Source organism: Melghiribacillus thermohalophilus (genome assembly GCF_004342905.1).
Taxonomy (GTDB): domain Bacteria; phylum Bacillota; class Bacilli; order Bacillales; family Alkalibacillaceae; genus Melghiribacillus; species Melghiribacillus thermohalophilus.
In genome coordinates this window covers 18,240-35,444 of sequence record NZ_SMAN01000008.1, presented here as the reverse complement: position 1 = coordinate 35,444, position 17,205 = coordinate 18,240, and the positions used below count along the sequence as shown (strand labels likewise).

Genomic DNA, 17,205 nt, shown 5'->3' with positions numbered 1-17,205 from the left:
GCATATGAACAAGAAAATCAGACTGGATGTGTTGCTCGTCGAACGGGGTTTGGCTGAAACGAGAGAAAAAGCCAAACGAACCATTATGGCCGGACTGGTTTATTCCGATCAAATACGGATGGATAAACCAGGAATGAAAGTGGACCCTGACATCTCCCTGAAAATAAAGGGGAATCCACTTCCTTATGTCAGCAGAGGGGGATTAAAGCTTGAAAAAGCACTGAAAGAATTTCATCTTTCCGTGGATGGGAAAATAATGATGGATGTCGGTTCATCGACCGGCGGCTTTACGGATTGCGCACTTCAGAATGGTGCAAAACTCGTTTATGCTATCGATACAGGCTACAATCAGCTTGCCTGGAAACTGAGAAATGATGAGCGGGTTATCGTGATGGAAAAAACGAATTTCCGTTATGTAACTGCTGAAGACTTAACGTACGGAATCCCTGAATTTGCAACAATTGATGTCTCGTTTATCTCCTTAAAATTGATTTTGCCCGTCATCAAACAATTGATGCCGTCGGGAAGTGATGTTTTCGCGCTGATAAAACCTCAGTTTGAAGCAGGAAGGGATCAGGTTGGAAAAAAAGGTATTATCCGCGACCCTGACATTCATCTGGAAGTCATTCAAAAGATCATTTCCTATTCCCTTAGCCTTGGCTTTTTTGTTCACCATTTAACATACTCCCCCATCACCGGTGGAGATGGCAATATCGAATTTCTTATACATGTTGAGGTTTCAAATGAAAACGAGGGAATGATGGATTCAGAAGTAAAACCGGAGGAAGTCGTTCTGGCAGCTCATCAAACTTTAAAGAAGGAATCACGCACATCGTAGGGACTGCAGGATAACCATGTAGTCCCTTTTTATAAATAAAATTGAAAAACGAAAGAGGGAATAAGATGAATAAGGGACAACGCCATATAAAAATTAGAGAAATCATCGCTGAAAACGAAATTGAAACCCAGGATGAACTGGTGGAACGATTGAAAAATCTGGGTTACAATGTTACTCAAGCTACCGTATCCAGAGACATTAAAGAATTGCATCTGGTCAAAGTTCCCACAGCCAGCGGACGTTATAAATATAGTTTGCCTGCAGACCAGCGCTTTAATCCCTATAACAAGTTAAAGCGCCTCATGCTGGATGCTTTTGTCAAAATCGATACGGCCGGGCATTTTATTGTTCTAAAAACATTACCCGGGAATGCTCATGCTGTCGGTGCTTTAATCGATCATATGGAATGGGGTCAGATTATGGGAACCATCTGTGGGGACGATACATGCTTAATCATCTGCCGTACCGAAGAAGATACCCTGGAAATAAAAGAACGATTTTTAGAAATGTTATAAATTGAGGTGGCCAATGTGTTAGCTGAACTTTCCATTAAAGATTTCGCCATTATTGATCAGGTTCAGATTCATTTTCGTGAAGGATTAACGGTTTTAACCGGAGAAACGGGTGCGGGGAAATCCATTATCATCGATGCCATTCAGTTACTTGTAGGTGGGAGAGGCTCTGTTGAGTATGTTCGGCACGGAGCAAATCGTGCAGACATTCAGGGACTTTTTTATCTGGATCATCCCGAACATCCAGCCTATGAAAAAGCAAAGCAATTTGGCATTGATTTAGATGAAGACGGAATGCTTGTTCTCCAGAGAAGCATCACTTCGCAGGGGAAAAGTATTTGCCGAATGAATGGCAAGCTTGTAACCCTCGCTATTTTAAAGGAATTTGGCCAGACACTGATCGATATCCATACCCAGCATGAAACCCAGTCTTTGATGGACTCGGACAGACATATTGATCTGCTTGACTTATACGATTATTCATCCATGAAACAGGCTAAACAAGAATATCATGATGTATACCAGGAATACAAAAAAATTCAAAAACGGTATGAATCTTTAAGGGATAATGAACAGGAAATTGTACAGCGCCTGGATTTGCTTCAATTTCAGTTGAAAGAGCTGGAGGAAGCGGATCTTCAGGAAGATGAAGACGTTATGCTGGAAGAAGAACGAAAAATACTGGTCAATTACGAAAAAATTTATCAGAATCTGAATGATGCCTATCAAGCATTGTATGGAGAGCAAAAAGGCCTTGACTGGCTATCCCATGCCATGGGATCACTGGAAACGATTCGTTCTTATGATGAAGATCTGGCAAAGAAAGCTGAACAGCTGACCAATCAATATTATGTAATCGAAGAGCTGGCCTTTGATATCCGCAATAAATTGGATGAGATGGAATTTGACCCCAACCGTTTAAATGAAATCGAAGGCCGGTTAAACGAATTGAATCGGCTGAAACGAAAATATGGACAAACGGTACAGGAGATGATGGAATATGCTGCTGCAATTGAAGAAGAAATCGATCAATTAACCAACAAGGATAGCCATCTCCAGCAATTAGAACATCAGTTAAAGGAAATCCGAAAAGATGTATTATTAGAGGCTGAAGAACTCCATAAACTGCGTACAAAAGCAGCCCAAAAATTAAAAGAAGAAATATCCAGAGAATTAAACGATCTGTATCTTGATAAAGCACAGTTTGATGTAGATCTTACACTCCTGCCCGGAAAAGACCATGACGTGGAATTTGCTGGACAGCCTGTGCGATTAACGGAAAAAGGGATGGAGCAGGTGAAATTCATCCTGAGCACAAACCCCGGAGAACCATTAAAGGAATTGCAAAAAATTGCATCAGGCGGTGAATTGTCCAGAATCATGCTCGCATTAAAGAAAATTTTTGCCCGGCATCAGGGCGTGACAAGTGTGATTTTTGATGAAGTGGATACAGGCGTAAGCGGAAGGGTAGCACAGGCTATGGCTGAAAAAATTTATGATATTTCAATTAATTCACAGGTATTGTGTATCACACATCTTCCCCAGGTTGCCGCAATGGCCGATACTCATATCCGAATCGAGAAACATGTCCATGAAAACCGGACAAGCACCGAAGTAACCGAGTTAAACCATGATGAAAAAATCGAAGAGATCAGCCGAATGATAACAGGAGCTGAAATGACAGAAACAACAAAGGACCATGCCCGTGAACTTCTTGATTTAGCGGAAAAACATAAAAAAGTCATTCCAGCCAATTAAAATAAACGTTTACGGTTATAACTGCCATAATGGCAGTTATTTTATTCTTCTTAAAGATCAAGAATGAATGGAAATACTATGTTTCATTTCTCATGTTTGCTCCGTTTAAAAGCAATGATTTAAGGTCAAATTAATGAATACAAGATGTATTGGTATGGGTTAGAAGCGAGGAGAGTGAAATATGTGAAAGATCAAGGTCAAATTCGGAAGGTCATTGGAGTTATCCTCCTTGTTTCATTCCTGTTTCTTCCTTTTTTAAATCCTGTACAGCAATATTTATCCATTCCAGATGAAATTACCCTTTTTGAAAAACAGGATGAATATAATCTCCCGGCATTTGCATCCAGTCAACCTGAATTCATGCATGCTGATCATATTCAGCCGGTAAGGACACTTCCTTCCAATAAAATCATCCCTTTAAGACAGGGACAAAGCAGCATTGTATATGAATGGGCAGGTTTACCGATAAAAAAAGTGAACATCAATGTATTGAAAGATCTCAAAGTCGTTCCTGGCGGTCAGTCCATCGGGGTTCGACTCCAGACTCTGGGTGTGCTGGTTGTCGGACATCATCTTGTACAAACTGAAGACGGCAAAATATCTCCAGGAGAAAAGGCAGGGATTCAAGTTGGAGATGTGTTGCTTAAGATTAACGGAAAACAAATTAAGGAAATGGAAAATGTATCCACGTTTGTAAAAGAGGCAGGGGAAAGTGATCAGCCCCTTCAGGTAACCGTTAAGCGGAATGATGAAACATTTGACGCAGAACTGAAACCTGCTTATGACGTAAACGATCAAAAGTATAGAATTGGGCTATATATCCGGGATTCGGCAGCAGGAATTGGAACAATGACATTTTATGATCCGAAAACGAAAAAGTATGGTGCTCTTGGTCATGTCATTTCGGACATGGACACAAAAAAACCAATTGAAATTCACAAAGGAAAAATTGTTGACTCGAATGTGGTTTCGATTGAAAAAGGAAAAAATGGATTGCCCGGTGAAAAAAATGCACAGTTCAGTGCCAAAGATAAAAGCATCGGAAATATTACAAAGAATAGTCCCTTCGGAATATTTGGTAAATTAAAAAAAGAAATTAAAAACGGTGTGATGGATGAACCAATACCCATCGCCCTATCCAATCAAGTGAAAGAAGGACCCGCTAAAATATTAACCGTCATTGATGGAAAAGAGGTTGAGGAATTTGATGTGGAAATCGTTTCAAGTATTCCTCAGAAACATCCTTCCACCAAAGGAATGATTGTCAAAATTACGGACGAAAAATTACTTGATGCAACCGGAGGGATTGTGCAGGGAATGAGCGGCAGTCCCATTATCCAAAATGACAAGCTGGTTGGAGCGATCACCCATGTATTTGTAAACGATCCAACAAGCGGATATGGAGTTCATATCGAGTGGATGCTCAACGATGCGGGAATCAATATTTATGAAGATGAAAACAAACGAAAGGCAAGTTAACCTTTCGTTTGGTATTGTAGAATGAAGGAGAAAAAATGGACTGAGGAATGCAAAGAAGCTGCCGGCATGATCCGGCAGCTTCTTCCTTAGAACTATTCAGACAGTCCTTCATTCAGAGAATTATCAGCAACCGAGAGATTTTTCGACAAAATAATAAAAAAAATGATGAAAAACATAAAAAAATTATGAAAAATAAAGAAAAATCAAGATAAACACATAAAAATAAAAGTTTTTTCCATAAAAAAAGGAATTTTTAAGGTTGTGTCGAATAGATTATGTGGGAGAAAGGAGACAAAAAAGGAACAAGGAGGAAATATTTGTGGAGAAAGTGAAAGTCTTGCTGACAGATGATAACCGTGAACTGATCAAAATGCTTGAGGATTATTTTGCAGATCAGCATGAAATTGATGTGATTGGTACAGCCTATAATGGGAAAGAATGTCTGGAAATGCTGGAGGAAATGGATCCAGATGTTCTTGTTCTTGACATTATTATGCCCCATGTGGATGGTCTGGCTGTTTTGGAAAAGATGAAAGAATTAGAAAAAGAAAAAATGCCGAATGTCATTATGTTGACCGCCTTTGGACAGGAAGAAGTGACCAAAAAGGCTGTTGATCTTGGCGCGTCTTACTTTATTCTTAAACCGTTTGATCTGGATCACCTAAAAGAACAAATTTTGCAGGTGAACGGTAAAGCATCCAATGTAAAAGAAAGTCCGTCTATGATTAGAGACCGTAAAAGAAGCAACAAATTTGATCTAGATGCGAGCATTACTAATATTATCCATGAAATTGGCGTTCCAGCACATATTAAGGGGTATATGTATCTCCGTGAGGCCATTGCCATGGTCTACAATGATATTGAACTGCTCGGTTCCATTACGAAAGTGCTTTATCCCGATATTGCCAAAAAATATAACACAACCGCTTCAAGGGTGGAACGGGCCATCCGCCATGCCATTGAAGTTGCCTGGAGCCGCGGCAATGTAGAATCCATTTCCAATCTGTTCGGCTATACTGTCAACATGACAAAAGCGAAGCCGACAAACAGTGAGTTTATCGCGATGGTGGCCGACAAACTCCGCCTGGAACATAAGGTTTCTTAAACCCCGATCATAGCATGATTGGGTTTCATTCATCCCTATACACTAATAACCCGTTAAACTCTTGTTAAGCCTTCTGTTCATGATAAAAAATGAATGGAGGGCTTTTTTATCGATGAAATCTGGACAATGTAATTTAGCATTGTGAATCTGAAGGACTGAAACAAACGGTGAAGTTATTCCAGTTGTGTTTTGGAAAAAAGGGAGGTTTCAAAAAGTCTAATCTATATCACGTCATCTGATACTCATTCAATAATTGGACCTTCAGTCGGTTTCGGGGATATTAAACACTCTCAGACGATGTATTTGATGATTGATCTTTATGGTTTATGGCTCTTGATCAAAATGCTTTAACAGAAAAGGTATATTATTCACTTTAGTGCAAAATGATGGAGTACCATATATACAAAATGGGTTCAGGCTCCCTGTCACTTTTTAAACAGATGTTTCTTTTTTCTTCTCTGCATGCGTATAAACGATCTAAAGAATGATCTATGAAAACGTAAAAAGATATTCTGAATAAAATTTCAAAATACATATTAATTTTTGCTAATTTCCGTGTTACAATTATGAATTATATCTATATTTTAACGCAATGACGGGATAAAGTGGTGAGAGGAAATGAAAGTTGCAAAATTTGGCGGAAGTTCAGTGGCAACGGCAGAGATGCTGAAAAAAGTAGCTGACATTATTTTAAGTGATCCTGAACGGAAATTTGTCGTTGTCTCTGCACCCGGGAAACGGTTTGAAGGGGATATCAAGGTTACCGATCTTTTTATTGAACTCGGACAATGTTATGTAAAGGATGAATCCATTGAACCGGCATTAAACCGGATCATCGACCGTTTTCACTCCATTATTGATGAATTGAATTTAAATGAAAAGATGCTCGATGAGATCGAGAAATCGATTCAACATATTCTTGAGGCCGACAACTTCAGTCCAAATCGGCTGGATGCATTAAAAGCCATGGGGGAAGACTCTCTTGCTAAAATATTGAGCGAATACTTGAAGTCCCTCGGAAAGCAGGCATCATATGTGAACCCGAAAGAAGCGGGGATTCTGGTGAGTAATGAACCGGGGAGCGCTCAGGTACTGGATGAAAGTTTTGATCATCTATATGCACTAAGGGACAGGGAAGGAATTTCGGTTATCCCTGGATTTTTCGGCTATACGAAACTGGGAGAATTAATGACTTTCCCGAGGGGGGGATCTGATATTACCGGTTCGATTGTAGCTGCCGGGGTAAAAGCCGATCTGTACGAGAATTTTACGGATGTGGACTCCGTATATTGTGTGAATCCGTCTATTATTAAACATCCAAAGGAAATCAAGAAATTGACGTATCGGGAAATGCGGGAACTTTCCTATGCTGGATTTTCGGTATTTCATGATGAAGCCTTAATCCCTGCTTTTAAAGCCCAGATTCCCGTCTGCATCAAAAATACCAATCATCCTGAAAAGCCAGGTACGATGATTGTTTCCGAAAGGGATGCCACCAACGGACCTGTCATAGGCATAGCCAGCGACACAGGATTTGCCAGTATTTATGTGAGCAAGTATTTAATGAACAGGGAACTGGGTTTTGGGAAAAACTTGCTGGAAATTTTAGTGGATGAACAGATTTCCTTTGAACATGCTCCATCGGGAATCGATGATATGTCAGTGATTATCCGAGAAAATCAATTCCCTCAAGATAAAGAAAAACGCGTGGTTCAGCGGATTCGGGAAGAACTCCACGTAGATACCGTCAGTGTGGAAAGAGATTTGGCCATGATTATGATTGTCGGGGAAGGGATGAACAGTACCATTGGCGTGGCAAGCCGGGCTACTGAAGCATTCGCCAGGGCGAATGTGAATATTGAAATGATTAACCAGGGTTCCTCAGAGGTATCTATGATGTTTGGAGTGAAATCGGACAAACTGGTACCTGCTGTCAAATCATTATACGAAACATTTTTCAAATGAAAGAGGCCGGGATAAACCTTCATCAGAAAATGAAATATCCGAACGATATTCAATCATCACATGAATAAGTTCGGATATTTTTTATTTCGTCAATATGCATCATTTTCAGCGGGCAAGGCTTGAGGCTTCGCTAGGCAGCTCATCCTTCTGTCTTTTGTGATTTTCGCTCATGTTGTTCCCGCGACGCACAGGACGTGCTAGTGTCAATGTTGGCCACAGGACGTGGCCGTTTTTTGTCGACCTGGAGTCTAAGCAGGTTGACTCCGTCATGTTTTGCGAAATGGTTCGTCTTTTCCATCGTTCATTTTTTTTCTCGGCCACTTGTTCATATGATTGTTCCTAGATGATTCAGGCTTTCTTTTTAAAGCGCCCTTTCGTTAAATTTCGTTTCCGGTCCCGGTGCAAAATAAATCCGCCTACAAAAGCGAGTCCTGCTATAAAAAAGAGGAGTCCGGCCAAAAATTGAATCACAAGATGAACATACATCGGATGCAGTATGCCAAACAATGTATCACGCATTAGCTTGATGCCCAGAGTGGCAATGAGTCCAGGTATCAGCAGGATGAGTAAAGCAATCAAACGCCCCATTTCTATCTCCTTCCAATCTCCATAAAAAAACTTACTCTTGAAAACCAAATTCAAATGTAGTATACCAGATGGTCCCCCGGAATGAAAACAGAGAAACTTGCTAAAATGACTCCTGTTCTTTATGATGAAAGTATGCAATTTTTTGCAAATTGGGGGAATCCTATGAGAGACGTATTAATTGTAGGTGCTGGAAAAGGGGGAACAGCCCTGTTAAAGCTGCTGTCCCAGACAGATATGCTTGAAGTGAAAGGAATTGTCGATATTGACAGGACAGCCCCTGGAATACGGTTAGCGAAAGAATGGGGCATTCCCACTGGAGTAGATTTTAAAAAGATGATGGGAAGTCATATAGATATTATAGTGGAGGCTACAGGCAGTGAGAGTGTTCTTCAGGAGATCATGGAATGTCGTCATGATCATTGTGTTGTCATTCCCGGATCTGTTGCATTTATTACCGCTCAGCTTCTTGATGAGAAAGAAACCCTCTTGACTGAATTGAAAAATCAAACCAAAACGAGGGAATTGATTTTAAACGCCATTCATGACGGAATGATCGTAATTGACAACCAGGCTAAAATCACGTTTGTGAACCGAAGTGCAGAAAAAATTCTCGGGTATAAGCAGGAGGATATGCTGAACAAGCCTGTTGAAGATGTCATACCAGCAACCAGGCTGCCCCATGTTTTGAAAATACGCCGAAAAGAAGTGAACCAAAAATTAGTATTAGAAAATGGAAAAAAAGTGATTACAACAAGAATTCCGATTATTGGACCCGGCGGAAATTTAATGGGTGCCTTTGCAGTATTTAAGGACGTCACTGAGATCGTGAATCTCGCTGAGGAAATCACAGACTTAAAAGAAGTGAAAACTATGCTGGAAGCCATTATTCAATCGTCAGATGAAGCCATATCTGTCGTTGATGAAAACGGAAAAGGTCTCATGGTAAATCCGGCTTATACCCGGATTACCGGACTTTCAGAAAAAGATGTGATTGGCAAGCCGGCAACTGCAGATATCTCTGAAGGGGAAAGTATGCATATGAAAGTTCTTCAGACGAGAAGGCCAGTACGAGGGGCGAGAATGAAGGTCGGTCCGGCAAAAAAAGAAGTGATTGTCAATGTGGCACCGGTCATTGTGGACGGGAAACTTAAAGGTAGTGTCGGAGTTATTCACGATGTGTCAGAAATCAGTGATTTAACGAATGAGTTAAAGCGGGCGAGACAAATCATCCGCAACCTGGAAGCCAAATATACCTTTGATGATATCATTGCCACCTCCCCGGAAATGAACGTTGCCCTCGAACAGGCAAAGGTAGGGGCCAGAACACCTGCAACGGTTCTGTTAAGGGGAGAATCTGGAACAGGAAAAGAATTGTTTGCCCATGCGATACACAACGAAAGCGACCGAAGATACAACAAGTTTATCAGGGTAAACTGTGCCGCCATTGCTGAATCGATTCTGGAAAGTGAACTGTTCGGTTATGAGGAAGGTGCTTTTTCCGGCGCCAGGCAGGGCGGCAAACGAGGGTTATTTGAAGAAGCCAATCACGGAAGTATTTTTTTGGATGAGATTGGAGAGCTTTCCCTGAATATGCAGGCAAAACTGCTGAGGGTGCTGCAGGAGAATGAGATTGTAAGGGTTGGAGGAACCAAACCGGTATCCATTGATGTCCGCATTATTGCAGCTACAAATGTGAATCTGGAAAAAGCCATTATGAAAGGAGAGTTCCGGGAGGATTTATATTATCGGCTCAATCGATTGCCGATTTATATTCCTCCTTTAAGAGAACGCCCTGAGGATCTTCCGTTTCTCATCGAGCATCTCATCCAGAAATTGAATCAGGATTACGGAAGAAATGTAAAAGGAATCAGTGATGATGCTCTAAATTATTTAAAACAGTATCATTTTCCAGGAAATGTCCGGGAACTAGAAAACATCATCGGACGTGCCATGATTTATATGTACAATCATGAAGAAGCGATCCAGTTGAAACACATTCCGGAATTGAAACCTCAGACCAATGGTGAACAGCCATCCAGTGTAGAGCCTCAACTTTCCTGGGAAGGTGAAAGTCTCCAGGCAGCGCTCGATCGGTATGAACGGAAAATTTTGCTTGCAGCCCTTGAACAAAATCATTTTAACAAGACAGAGACAGCCAGACAGTTAAATATCTCAGTGAGAAATCTATACTATAAAATGGACAAACATAAAATTGACAAAGATAGCATGCAATAAATTTCGTGTATGACAAAAATTGCATGGGTTTTTCCACAAAAATTAAAGCGTTTTCATAAAAAAACTTGGCACAGTATTTGCATATTTAAAAGGCGGGAGTGAAAAACAACGAAGGTGGGAACAATGGAGTTAAAAAATCTGCTCGATCAACTGCTCAGTCAACAAAGACGGAAGAAGGTCGCAGTAGCACAGGCTACGGATGAAGAAGCCCTCAGAGCTGTACAGCATGCAACCGAACATCGTCTCGCGACATTTATTTTGTTTGGTGATGAAGAAGAAATTTTAAAAAAAGCAGAGGACATTCAATTAGATTTAACTTTAAACGATATTGTCATCATTCACACAGATCCTTCAGAAGCTGCCCAGAAGGCCGTGCAGTTTGTTCATGATGGCAAAGCTGATGTTTTAATGAAAGGCAATATTTCTACCAAATTGCTACTGAAAGAAGTTCTGAATAAACAATACGGCCTTCGGACAGGAAAAATATTTTCTCATGTGGCCGTCTTTGAGCTGCCAAATTATCACAAATTCCTTTTTCTTACTGATGCAGCTATGAATATTGAACCAAACCTCGAAGAAAAAGTTCAGATTGTACAAAATGCCGTTGAAGTGGCTCACAGCATTGATATCGAAATGCCAAAAGTAGCTCCCCTGACAGCCATTGAAGCGGTCAATCCGAAAATGCAGATTACGGTTGATGCGGCCGCATTAACGCTGATGCAAAAACGGGGGCAATTAAAAGGATGTATCATTGATGGTCCCCTGGCTTTTGACAATGCCATTTCAACCATTGCAAAAGAACGAAAAGGAATTGATTCAGAAGTAGCCGGCGATGCTGACATTTTAGTCGTGCCATCTCTAGAAGTAGGAAACACGCTGTATAAATCCTTCGTTTATTTTGGAAATGGCAAGGTAGCCGGCATATTAAAGGGAGCCAGTGCCCCGATTGTACTGACGTCTCGGGCCGATGCGGCTGAGACTAAGTTGTATTCGATTGTTTTAGGTTTATTATCATCCAATTAAAAAGAAAGAGGAGGAAGATCAAATGGAACTATTTAAGTATCTCGAACAATACGACTATGAACAGGTGGTGTTTTGCCAGGATGAACAATCTGGTCTGAAAGCCATCATTGCCATTCATGACACGACGCTTGGACCTGCGCTGGGCGGTACAAGAATGTGGACGTATGCATCAGAAGAAGATGCAATTATTGACGCCCTTCGCCTGGCCCGGGGTATGACTTATAAAAATGCAGCAGCAGGTTTAAACCTGGGAGGTGGAAAGACGGTCATTATCGGTGATCCCCGCAAAGATAAAAATGAAGAAATGTTTCGTGCGTTTGGACGATACATCCAGAGTCTGAATGGTCGTTATATTACAGCTGAGGATGTAGGAACCACTGTAGAAGATATGGATATCATTTATCAAGAAACGGATTATGTGACCGGAATTTCACCTGAGTTCGGATCCTCCGGAAACCCTTCTCCTGCAACAGCTTACGGGGTATATCGAGGAATGAAGGCAGCAGCAAAAGAAGCCTTTGGTACCGATTCGCTAGAAGGTAAAGTGGTTGCCGTTCAGGGTGTCGGAAATGTAGCTTATCATCTATGCCGCCACCTTCATGAAGAAGGTGCCCGATTAATTGTTACAGATATTAATAAGGAAGCGGTCAAGCGCGCAGTAGATGACTTTGGTGCAAAAGCAGTAGATCCGGATGAAATTTACAGCGTAGACTGTGACATTTATGCACCATGTGCCCTTGGTGCCACGATCAATGATGAAACCATTCCGCAAATTAAAGCGAAAGTCATTGCTGGTTCTGCAAATAATCAGCTTAAAGAATCAAAACATGGTGACATCATTCATGAAAAAGGCATTGTATATGCACCTGACTACGTGATTAATGCCGGTGGTGTCATTAACGTTGCAGATGAACTTTATGGCTACAACAGAGAACGGGCGATGAAAAAGGTTGAAACAATTTATGATGCCATTGAAAAAATTATTGAAATTTCCAGACGCGATCAGGTTCCTACATATGTAGCAGCTGACCGTATGGCAGAAGAACGTATTAATCGCGTACGCAATTCCCGCAGTCAATTTTTAAGAAATGAACATAATATCTTGACTCGAAAATAACATGACTACCTCATAATGGGGGTATTTAGCTTGCAACAGCGAAACTTTCGGATTCTGGTCATCAATCCAGGGTCCACATCAACCAAGATTGGAGTCTTCGAAAATGAGCAGTGTATTTTTGAAAAAACAATTCGCCACAGTCATGAAGATATCAGCCGATACAGAAGAATAATGGATCAATACGGTTTCCGAAAACAGGTTATTCTGGAAACTCTGGATTATGAAGGCATCAATATTTCCAAATTTGATGCCGTCTGTGGCAGAGGCGGGCTGCTCAGGCCTATTGAAGGCGGAACCTATCATGTGAATGAACAAATGATTGAAGATTTAAAAATTGGCTTTAACGGCGAACATGCTTCCAACCTGGGAGGCATACTTGCACATGAAATTGCCACGGGATTAAATATTCCAGCTTTTATCGTAGACCCTGTAGTTGTTGATGAAATGGAAGAAATCGCCCGTATTTCAGGTGTTCCAGAAATACCACGAAAAAGCATTTTCCATGCCCTGAATCAGAAAGCGGTGGCGAGAAAAGCCGCACGGGAATTAAACCGGTCGTATGAACAGCTGAATCTGATTGTTGCACATATGGGCGGGGGAATTACAGTTGGCGCTCATAGGCATGGGAAAGTGGTCGATGTTAACAATGGTCTGGATGGCGAAGGGCCTTTCTCTCCCGAACGGGCAGGTACAGTTCCTGCCGGTGATTTGATTGAAATGTGCTTTAACGGAAAATTTTCCCGTGAAGATATGAAGAAAAAACTCGTGGGACATGGCGGCCTGATGGCTTACTTAAACACAAACAGTGCATTAGAAGTAGAAGAGAGAATTAAAAAAGGTGACGAAACAGCCAGTCAGGTTTATGAAGCTATGGCTTACCAGGTTGCAAAGGAAATCGGGGCTATGAGCACCGTTTTACACGGAAAAGTGGACGGCATTGTCCTGACCGGAGGGCTTGCCTACGGACAAGAGTTTGTTCATTTCATTTCCGAGCGGGTGAAGTGGATTGCAGATGTTTTTATATATCCGGGAGAAAACGAATTAATCGCCCTTGCTGAAGGAACCCTGAGGGTTTTGCGAAATGAAGAACCGGCAAAGGAATATATCAATCAAGATGATCAGGAAGGAGTGGACGAACATGGCCCAGGATTATGATTTAGTTGTTCTTGGGGGAGGTACCGGCGGATACGTAGCTGCGATCCGGGCTTCCCAGCTGGGAATGAAGGTAGCGGTTGTAGAAAAGGGCAAACTCGGCGGAACATGCCTTCACAAAGGTTGTATCCCGTCCAAAGCTTTGTTAAGGAGTGCGGAGGTTTACCGTCAGACAAGAGAAGCTGACACTTATGGCATTGAAACCGGACAGCCAAAAGTAAATTTTTTGAAGGTTCAGGAGCGAAAACAGAACATTATTGACACCCTGCACAAAGGTGTTCAGGGTCTGATGAAAAAAGGGAAAATCGATGTTTATGAAGGGTTTGGACGAATTCTGGGGCCAAGCATTTTCTCGCCGATGCCTGGAACGATCTCAGTAGAGATGAACAACGGTGAAGAAAATCAAATGCTCGTACCCAAGAATGTATTAATTGCAACAGGATCAAAACCTCGTACACTGCCCGGACTTGATATTGACGGTGAGCATGTCATGACATCAGACGAAGCCCTTGAAATGAAAGAGCTTCCCCGATCCATTTTAATCGTTGGCGGTGGCGTTATTGGCATTGAATGGGCTTCCATGCTGGCTGACTTTGGCGTGGAAGTTACAGTCATTGAGTATATGGACAGAATCTTACCGACAGAAGATCCTGACGTATCAAAGGAAATGCAGCGCCTGCTGAAGAAAAAAGGAATTAAATTTTCTACAGGCACTAAAGTGCTCCCGGATACCCTAAAAAAAGAAAATGGTGTAGAAGTTCAGGCGGAGAACAAAGGAAATACAGAAACCTTCAAAGCAGAAAAAATGCTTGTTTCTGTTGGACGCAGTGCAAATGTGGAGAACATTGGACTGGAAAACACAGACATTATTGTTGAAAACGGTTTCATTCAGACCAACGAATTTTACCAGACAAAAGAGTCCCACATTTATGCCATTGGAGATGTGATCGGCGGTCTTCAGCTGGCCCATGTCGCCTCCCATGAAGGCATTATTGCAGTAGAACATATGGCTGGTGAAAAAACATATCCAATGGATGTGAATGAAGTGCCTACTTGTATTTATTCCAACCCAGAAGTGGCCCGTGTCGGTCTCACCGAGGAACAGGCAAAGGAACAGGGGTACAATGTCAAAACCGGCAAGTTTTCGTTTAAAGCGATTGGTAAAGCCCTGGTATTTGGGGAAACTGACGGCTTTGTCAAAATGGTCGCGGACAAAGATACCGATGATTTACTTGGGGTTCATATGGTTGGCCCTCACGTAACAGATATGATTTCAGAAGCTGGTCTGGCAAAAGTGCTGGATGCTACCCCATGGGAAGTCGCTCACAGTATTCACCCGCATCCTACGCTGTCTGAAGCAATTGGCGAGGCAGCACTGGCGGTTGACGGGAAACAAATTCACGGTTAATAAGGAGGAGGTTTTTTGATGGCGAAAAAACGTCACGAAGCGTTAGGTTTAAGCGATGAACAGGTGCTGGACATGTTTCGTACCATGCTTTTGGCCCGAAAGATTGACGAACGGATGTGGCTTTTAAACCGGGCAGGAAAAATTCCATTTGTGATTTCCTGTCAGGGTCAGGAAGCTGCCCAGGTGGGAGCTGCTTATGCTCTTGACCGGGAAAAAGATTATGTGGCACCGTATTACCGTGACATGGGAGTTGTGCTGGCATTTGGGATGACAGCTAAAGATCTCATGTTGTCCGGCTTTGCAAAAAAAGAAGATCCGAACTCAGGGGGACGCCAGATGCCCGGACATTTTGGTCAGAAGAAAAACCGCATTCTGACAGGATCTTCCCCTGTTACCACACAGGTTCCCCATGCGGTAGGTGTAGCCCTGGCTGCCAAAATGGAAAAGAAAGATTTCGTTACATTTGTAACCCTCGGAGAAGGGTCATCCAACCAGGGAGACTTCCATGAGGGATTGAACTTTGCGGGCGTTCACAAATTGCCCGTGATTACCATGGTCGAAAACAACAAATATGCGATTTCCGTACCGATTAAAAAACAGCTGGCCTGTGAAAAAGTGTCAGATCGCGCCATCGGCTATGGTATGCCGGGATATACAGTAGATGGAAATGATCCCCTGGCGGTATATGAAGTGGTGAAAGAAGCAAGAGAACGGGCGGTAAAAGGAGAAGGACCGACCTTGATTGAAACCGTCTCCTACCGTTTAACACCACACTCCAGTGACGACGATGACCGCACCTATCGTGAACGGGAAGAAGTGGAAGAAGCGAAGAAGAAGGACTCCATTATCACTTTTGCCCAGTATCTAAAGGATAACGGTGTCCTGACAGAAGAAAAAGAAAAAGAGCTTCATAAAGAAATTGACAAACTCGTTAATGAAGCGACGGATTATGCGGAAAATGCACCGTATGCAGATCCGGAAGATGCGTTAAAACACGTGTATGCAGAATAAGGAGGGGGAGATTCGATGCCAGTAATGTCATATATACAGGCGGTCACACAGGCCTTAAGAGAAGAAATGAAGCGTGATGAAAAGGTTTTTATTTTAGGTGAAGACGTTGGGAAGCGGGGTGGCGTTTTCCGCGCAACCGATGGACTATATGATGAATTCGGCGAAGACCGTGTCATTGACACACCTTTAGCTGAATCCGCCATTGCAGGTGTTGGAATTGGTGCGGCGATGTATGGCATGAGACCGGTAGCGGAAATTCAGTTTGCTGACTTTATTATGCCTGCAGTAAATCAAATTATTTCTGAAGCTGCACGTATCCGCTATCGTTCTAATAATGACTGGAACTGCCCGATTACGATTCGTGCCCCATATGGAGGCGGTGTACACGGAGCTCTCTACCATTCCCAGTCGGTTGAAGCGGTTTTTGCCAATCAGCCAGGCTTAAAAATTGTGATGCCTTCCACTCCTTATGATGTGAAGGGGCTCTTAAAGGCAGCTATACGTGATGAAGATCCGGTATTATTCTTTGAACATAAACGTGCCTATCGTCTATTAAAGGGAGAAGTTCCAGAAGATGACTATGTACTGCCAATCGGAAAAGCAGATGTGAAGCGGGAAGGTTCTGACATCACGGTTATCACTTATGGACTGGGTGTTCACTTTGCCCTTCAGGCTGCTGAAAAGCTTGAAGAGGAAGGTATTTCTGCCCATATTCTCGACCTCCGCACGGTTTATCCTCTCGACAAAGAGGCAATTATTGAGGCAGCCCAAAAAACAGGAAAAGTATTGCTTGTAACCGAGGATAACAAAGAAGGAAGCATCATGAGCGAGGTATCCGCAATCATTTCAGAGCATTGCTTATTTGACCTCGATGCTCCGATCAAACGTCTGGCTGGTCCGGATGTTCCTGCGATGCCATATGCACCAACGATGGAAAAATACTTTATGATCAATCCGGAAAAGGTTGAAAAAGCCATGCGTGATCTGGCCGAATTCTAATCGTTAAAGGAGGGA

General features: G+C 42.2%; 14 protein-coding genes. 13 read left to right on the top strand and 1 reads right to left on the bottom strand.

The annotated features are described in order from the left end of the window. Window positions 1–4: 4 nt before the first annotated feature. From EDD68_RS07455 to EDD68_RS07430, 6 genes are all read left to right on the top strand, one after another. The gene (locus tag EDD68_RS07455) at window positions 5–838 is read left to right on the top strand and encodes a TlyA family RNA methyltransferase (protein WP_132371616.1); all 834 of its coding nucleotides are present in this window, start codon (window positions 5–7) and stop codon (window positions 836–838) included. A 65-nt stretch (window positions 839–903) separates the two neighbouring features. Further along, window positions 904–1,353, top strand: coding sequence for a transcriptional regulator AhrC/ArgR (ahrC, locus tag EDD68_RS07450; RefSeq protein WP_132371615.1), 450 nt, complete (start codon window positions 904–906; stop codon window positions 1,351–1,353). A gap of 15 nt (window positions 1,354–1,368) precedes the next feature. Next, window positions 1,369–3,108 (top strand): DNA repair protein RecN, encoded by a 1,740-nt coding sequence (gene recN, locus EDD68_RS07445; RefSeq protein WP_132371667.1) that lies wholly within the window; start codon window positions 1,369–1,371, stop codon window positions 3,106–3,108. Between the two features lie 183 nt (window positions 3,109–3,291). Beyond that, the gene (gene spoIVB / locus EDD68_RS07440; RefSeq protein ID WP_243646793.1) at window positions 3,292–4,587 is read left to right on the top strand and encodes a SpoIVB peptidase; all 1,296 of its coding nucleotides are present in this window, start codon (window positions 3,292–3,294) and stop codon (window positions 4,585–4,587) included. Window positions 4,588–4,906: 319 nt separating this feature from the next. Next, window positions 4,907–5,692, top strand: a complete 786-nt coding sequence (gene spo0A / locus EDD68_RS07435) for a sporulation transcription factor Spo0A (protein WP_132371613.1) — start codon at window positions 4,907–4,909, stop codon at window positions 5,690–5,692. A gap of 618 nt (window positions 5,693–6,310) precedes the next feature. Beyond that, window positions 6,311–7,657: an aspartate kinase gene (locus EDD68_RS07430; RefSeq protein ID WP_132371612.1), complete on the top strand. Its 1,347-nt coding sequence runs from the start codon at window positions 6,311–6,313 to the stop codon at window positions 7,655–7,657. A 348-nt stretch (window positions 7,658–8,005) separates the two neighbouring features. Here EDD68_RS07430 and EDD68_RS07425 read toward each other — a convergent pair whose 3' ends face one another. Next, window positions 8,006–8,245: a DUF2627 domain-containing protein gene (locus EDD68_RS07425; RefSeq protein WP_132371611.1), complete on the bottom strand. Its 240-nt coding sequence runs from the start codon at window positions 8,243–8,245 to the stop codon at window positions 8,006–8,008. A gap of 162 nt (window positions 8,246–8,407) precedes the next feature. Here EDD68_RS07425 and EDD68_RS07420 point away from each other — a divergent pair, with 162 nt between their 5' ends. The 7 genes from EDD68_RS07420 (at window position 8,408) to EDD68_RS07390 (ending at window position 17,190) form a co-directional block, all read left to right on the top strand. Beyond that, entirely contained in the window at window positions 8,408–10,480 is a 2,073-nt protein-coding gene (locus tag EDD68_RS07420; RefSeq protein WP_132371610.1) for a sigma-54 interaction domain-containing protein, read from the top strand. 123 nt (window positions 10,481–10,603) lie between these two features. Then, window positions 10,604–11,503, top strand: coding sequence for a phosphate butyryltransferase (yqiS, locus tag EDD68_RS07415; protein ID WP_132371609.1), 900 nt, complete (start codon window positions 10,604–10,606; stop codon window positions 11,501–11,503). 22 nt (window positions 11,504–11,525) lie between these two features. Next, window positions 11,526–12,620 carry a branched-chain amino acid dehydrogenase gene (gene bcd, locus EDD68_RS07410; RefSeq protein ID WP_132371608.1) on the top strand — a complete coding sequence of 365 codons (1,095 nt, stop codon included), beginning with the start codon at window positions 11,526–11,528 and terminating at the stop codon, window positions 12,618–12,620. 30 nt (window positions 12,621–12,650) lie between these two features. After that, window positions 12,651–13,775 carry a butyrate kinase gene (gene buk / locus EDD68_RS07405; RefSeq protein ID WP_132371607.1) on the top strand — a complete coding sequence of 375 codons (1,125 nt, stop codon included), beginning with the start codon at window positions 12,651–12,653 and terminating at the stop codon, window positions 13,773–13,775. Further along, a complete protein-coding gene (gene lpdA, locus EDD68_RS07400) occupies window positions 13,759–15,180 on the top strand; it encodes a dihydrolipoyl dehydrogenase (protein ID WP_132371606.1) in 1,422 nt (473 codons plus the stop codon). The genes buk and lpdA overlap by 17 nt, the downstream gene beginning before the upstream one ends. An 18-nt stretch (window positions 15,181–15,198) precedes the next feature. After that, complete coding sequence (locus EDD68_RS07395; protein ID WP_132371605.1) at window positions 15,199–16,191, top strand: thiamine pyrophosphate-dependent dehydrogenase E1 component subunit alpha; 993 nt, start codon at window positions 15,199–15,201, stop codon at window positions 16,189–16,191. 15 nt (window positions 16,192–16,206) lie between these two features. Continuing rightward, window positions 16,207–17,190: an alpha-ketoacid dehydrogenase subunit beta gene (locus EDD68_RS07390; protein WP_132371604.1), complete on the top strand. Its 984-nt coding sequence runs from the start codon at window positions 16,207–16,209 to the stop codon at window positions 17,188–17,190. Window positions 17,191–17,205 lie beyond the last annotated feature (15 nt).

Bases quoted from the DNA above. Each gene is read 5' to 3' on its own strand.
- EDD68_RS07430 (WP_132371612.1), top strand. From the start codon at position 6,311: ATGAAAGTTGCAAAATTTGGCGGAAGTTCAGTGGCAACGGCAGAGATG.
- bcd (WP_132371608.1), top strand. From the start codon at position 11,526: ATGGAACTATTTAAGTATCTCGAACAATACGACTATGAACAGGTGGTG.
- EDD68_RS07395 (WP_132371605.1), top strand. From the start codon at position 15,199: ATGGCGAAAAAACGTCACGAAGCGTTAGGTTTAAGCGATGAACAGGTG.
- EDD68_RS07390 (WP_132371604.1), top strand. From the start codon at position 16,207: ATGCCAGTAATGTCATATATACAGGCGGTCACACAGGCCTTAAGAGAA.
- ahrC (WP_132371615.1), top strand. From the start codon at position 904: ATGAATAAGGGACAACGCCATATAAAAATTAGAGAAATCATCGCTGAA.
- EDD68_RS07425 (WP_132371611.1), bottom strand. From the start codon at position 8,245: ATGGGGCGTTTGATTGCTTTACTCATCCTGCTGATACCTGGACTCATT.
- EDD68_RS07455 (WP_132371616.1), top strand. From the start codon at position 5: ATGAACAAGAAAATCAGACTGGATGTGTTGCTCGTCGAACGGGGTTTG.
- yqiS (WP_132371609.1), top strand. From the start codon at position 10,604: ATGGAGTTAAAAAATCTGCTCGATCAACTGCTCAGTCAACAAAGACGG.
- EDD68_RS07420 (WP_132371610.1), top strand. From the start codon at position 8,408: ATGAGAGACGTATTAATTGTAGGTGCTGGAAAAGGGGGAACAGCCCTG.
- lpdA (WP_132371606.1), top strand. From the start codon at position 13,759: ATGGCCCAGGATTATGATTTAGTTGTTCTTGGGGGAGGTACCGGCGGA.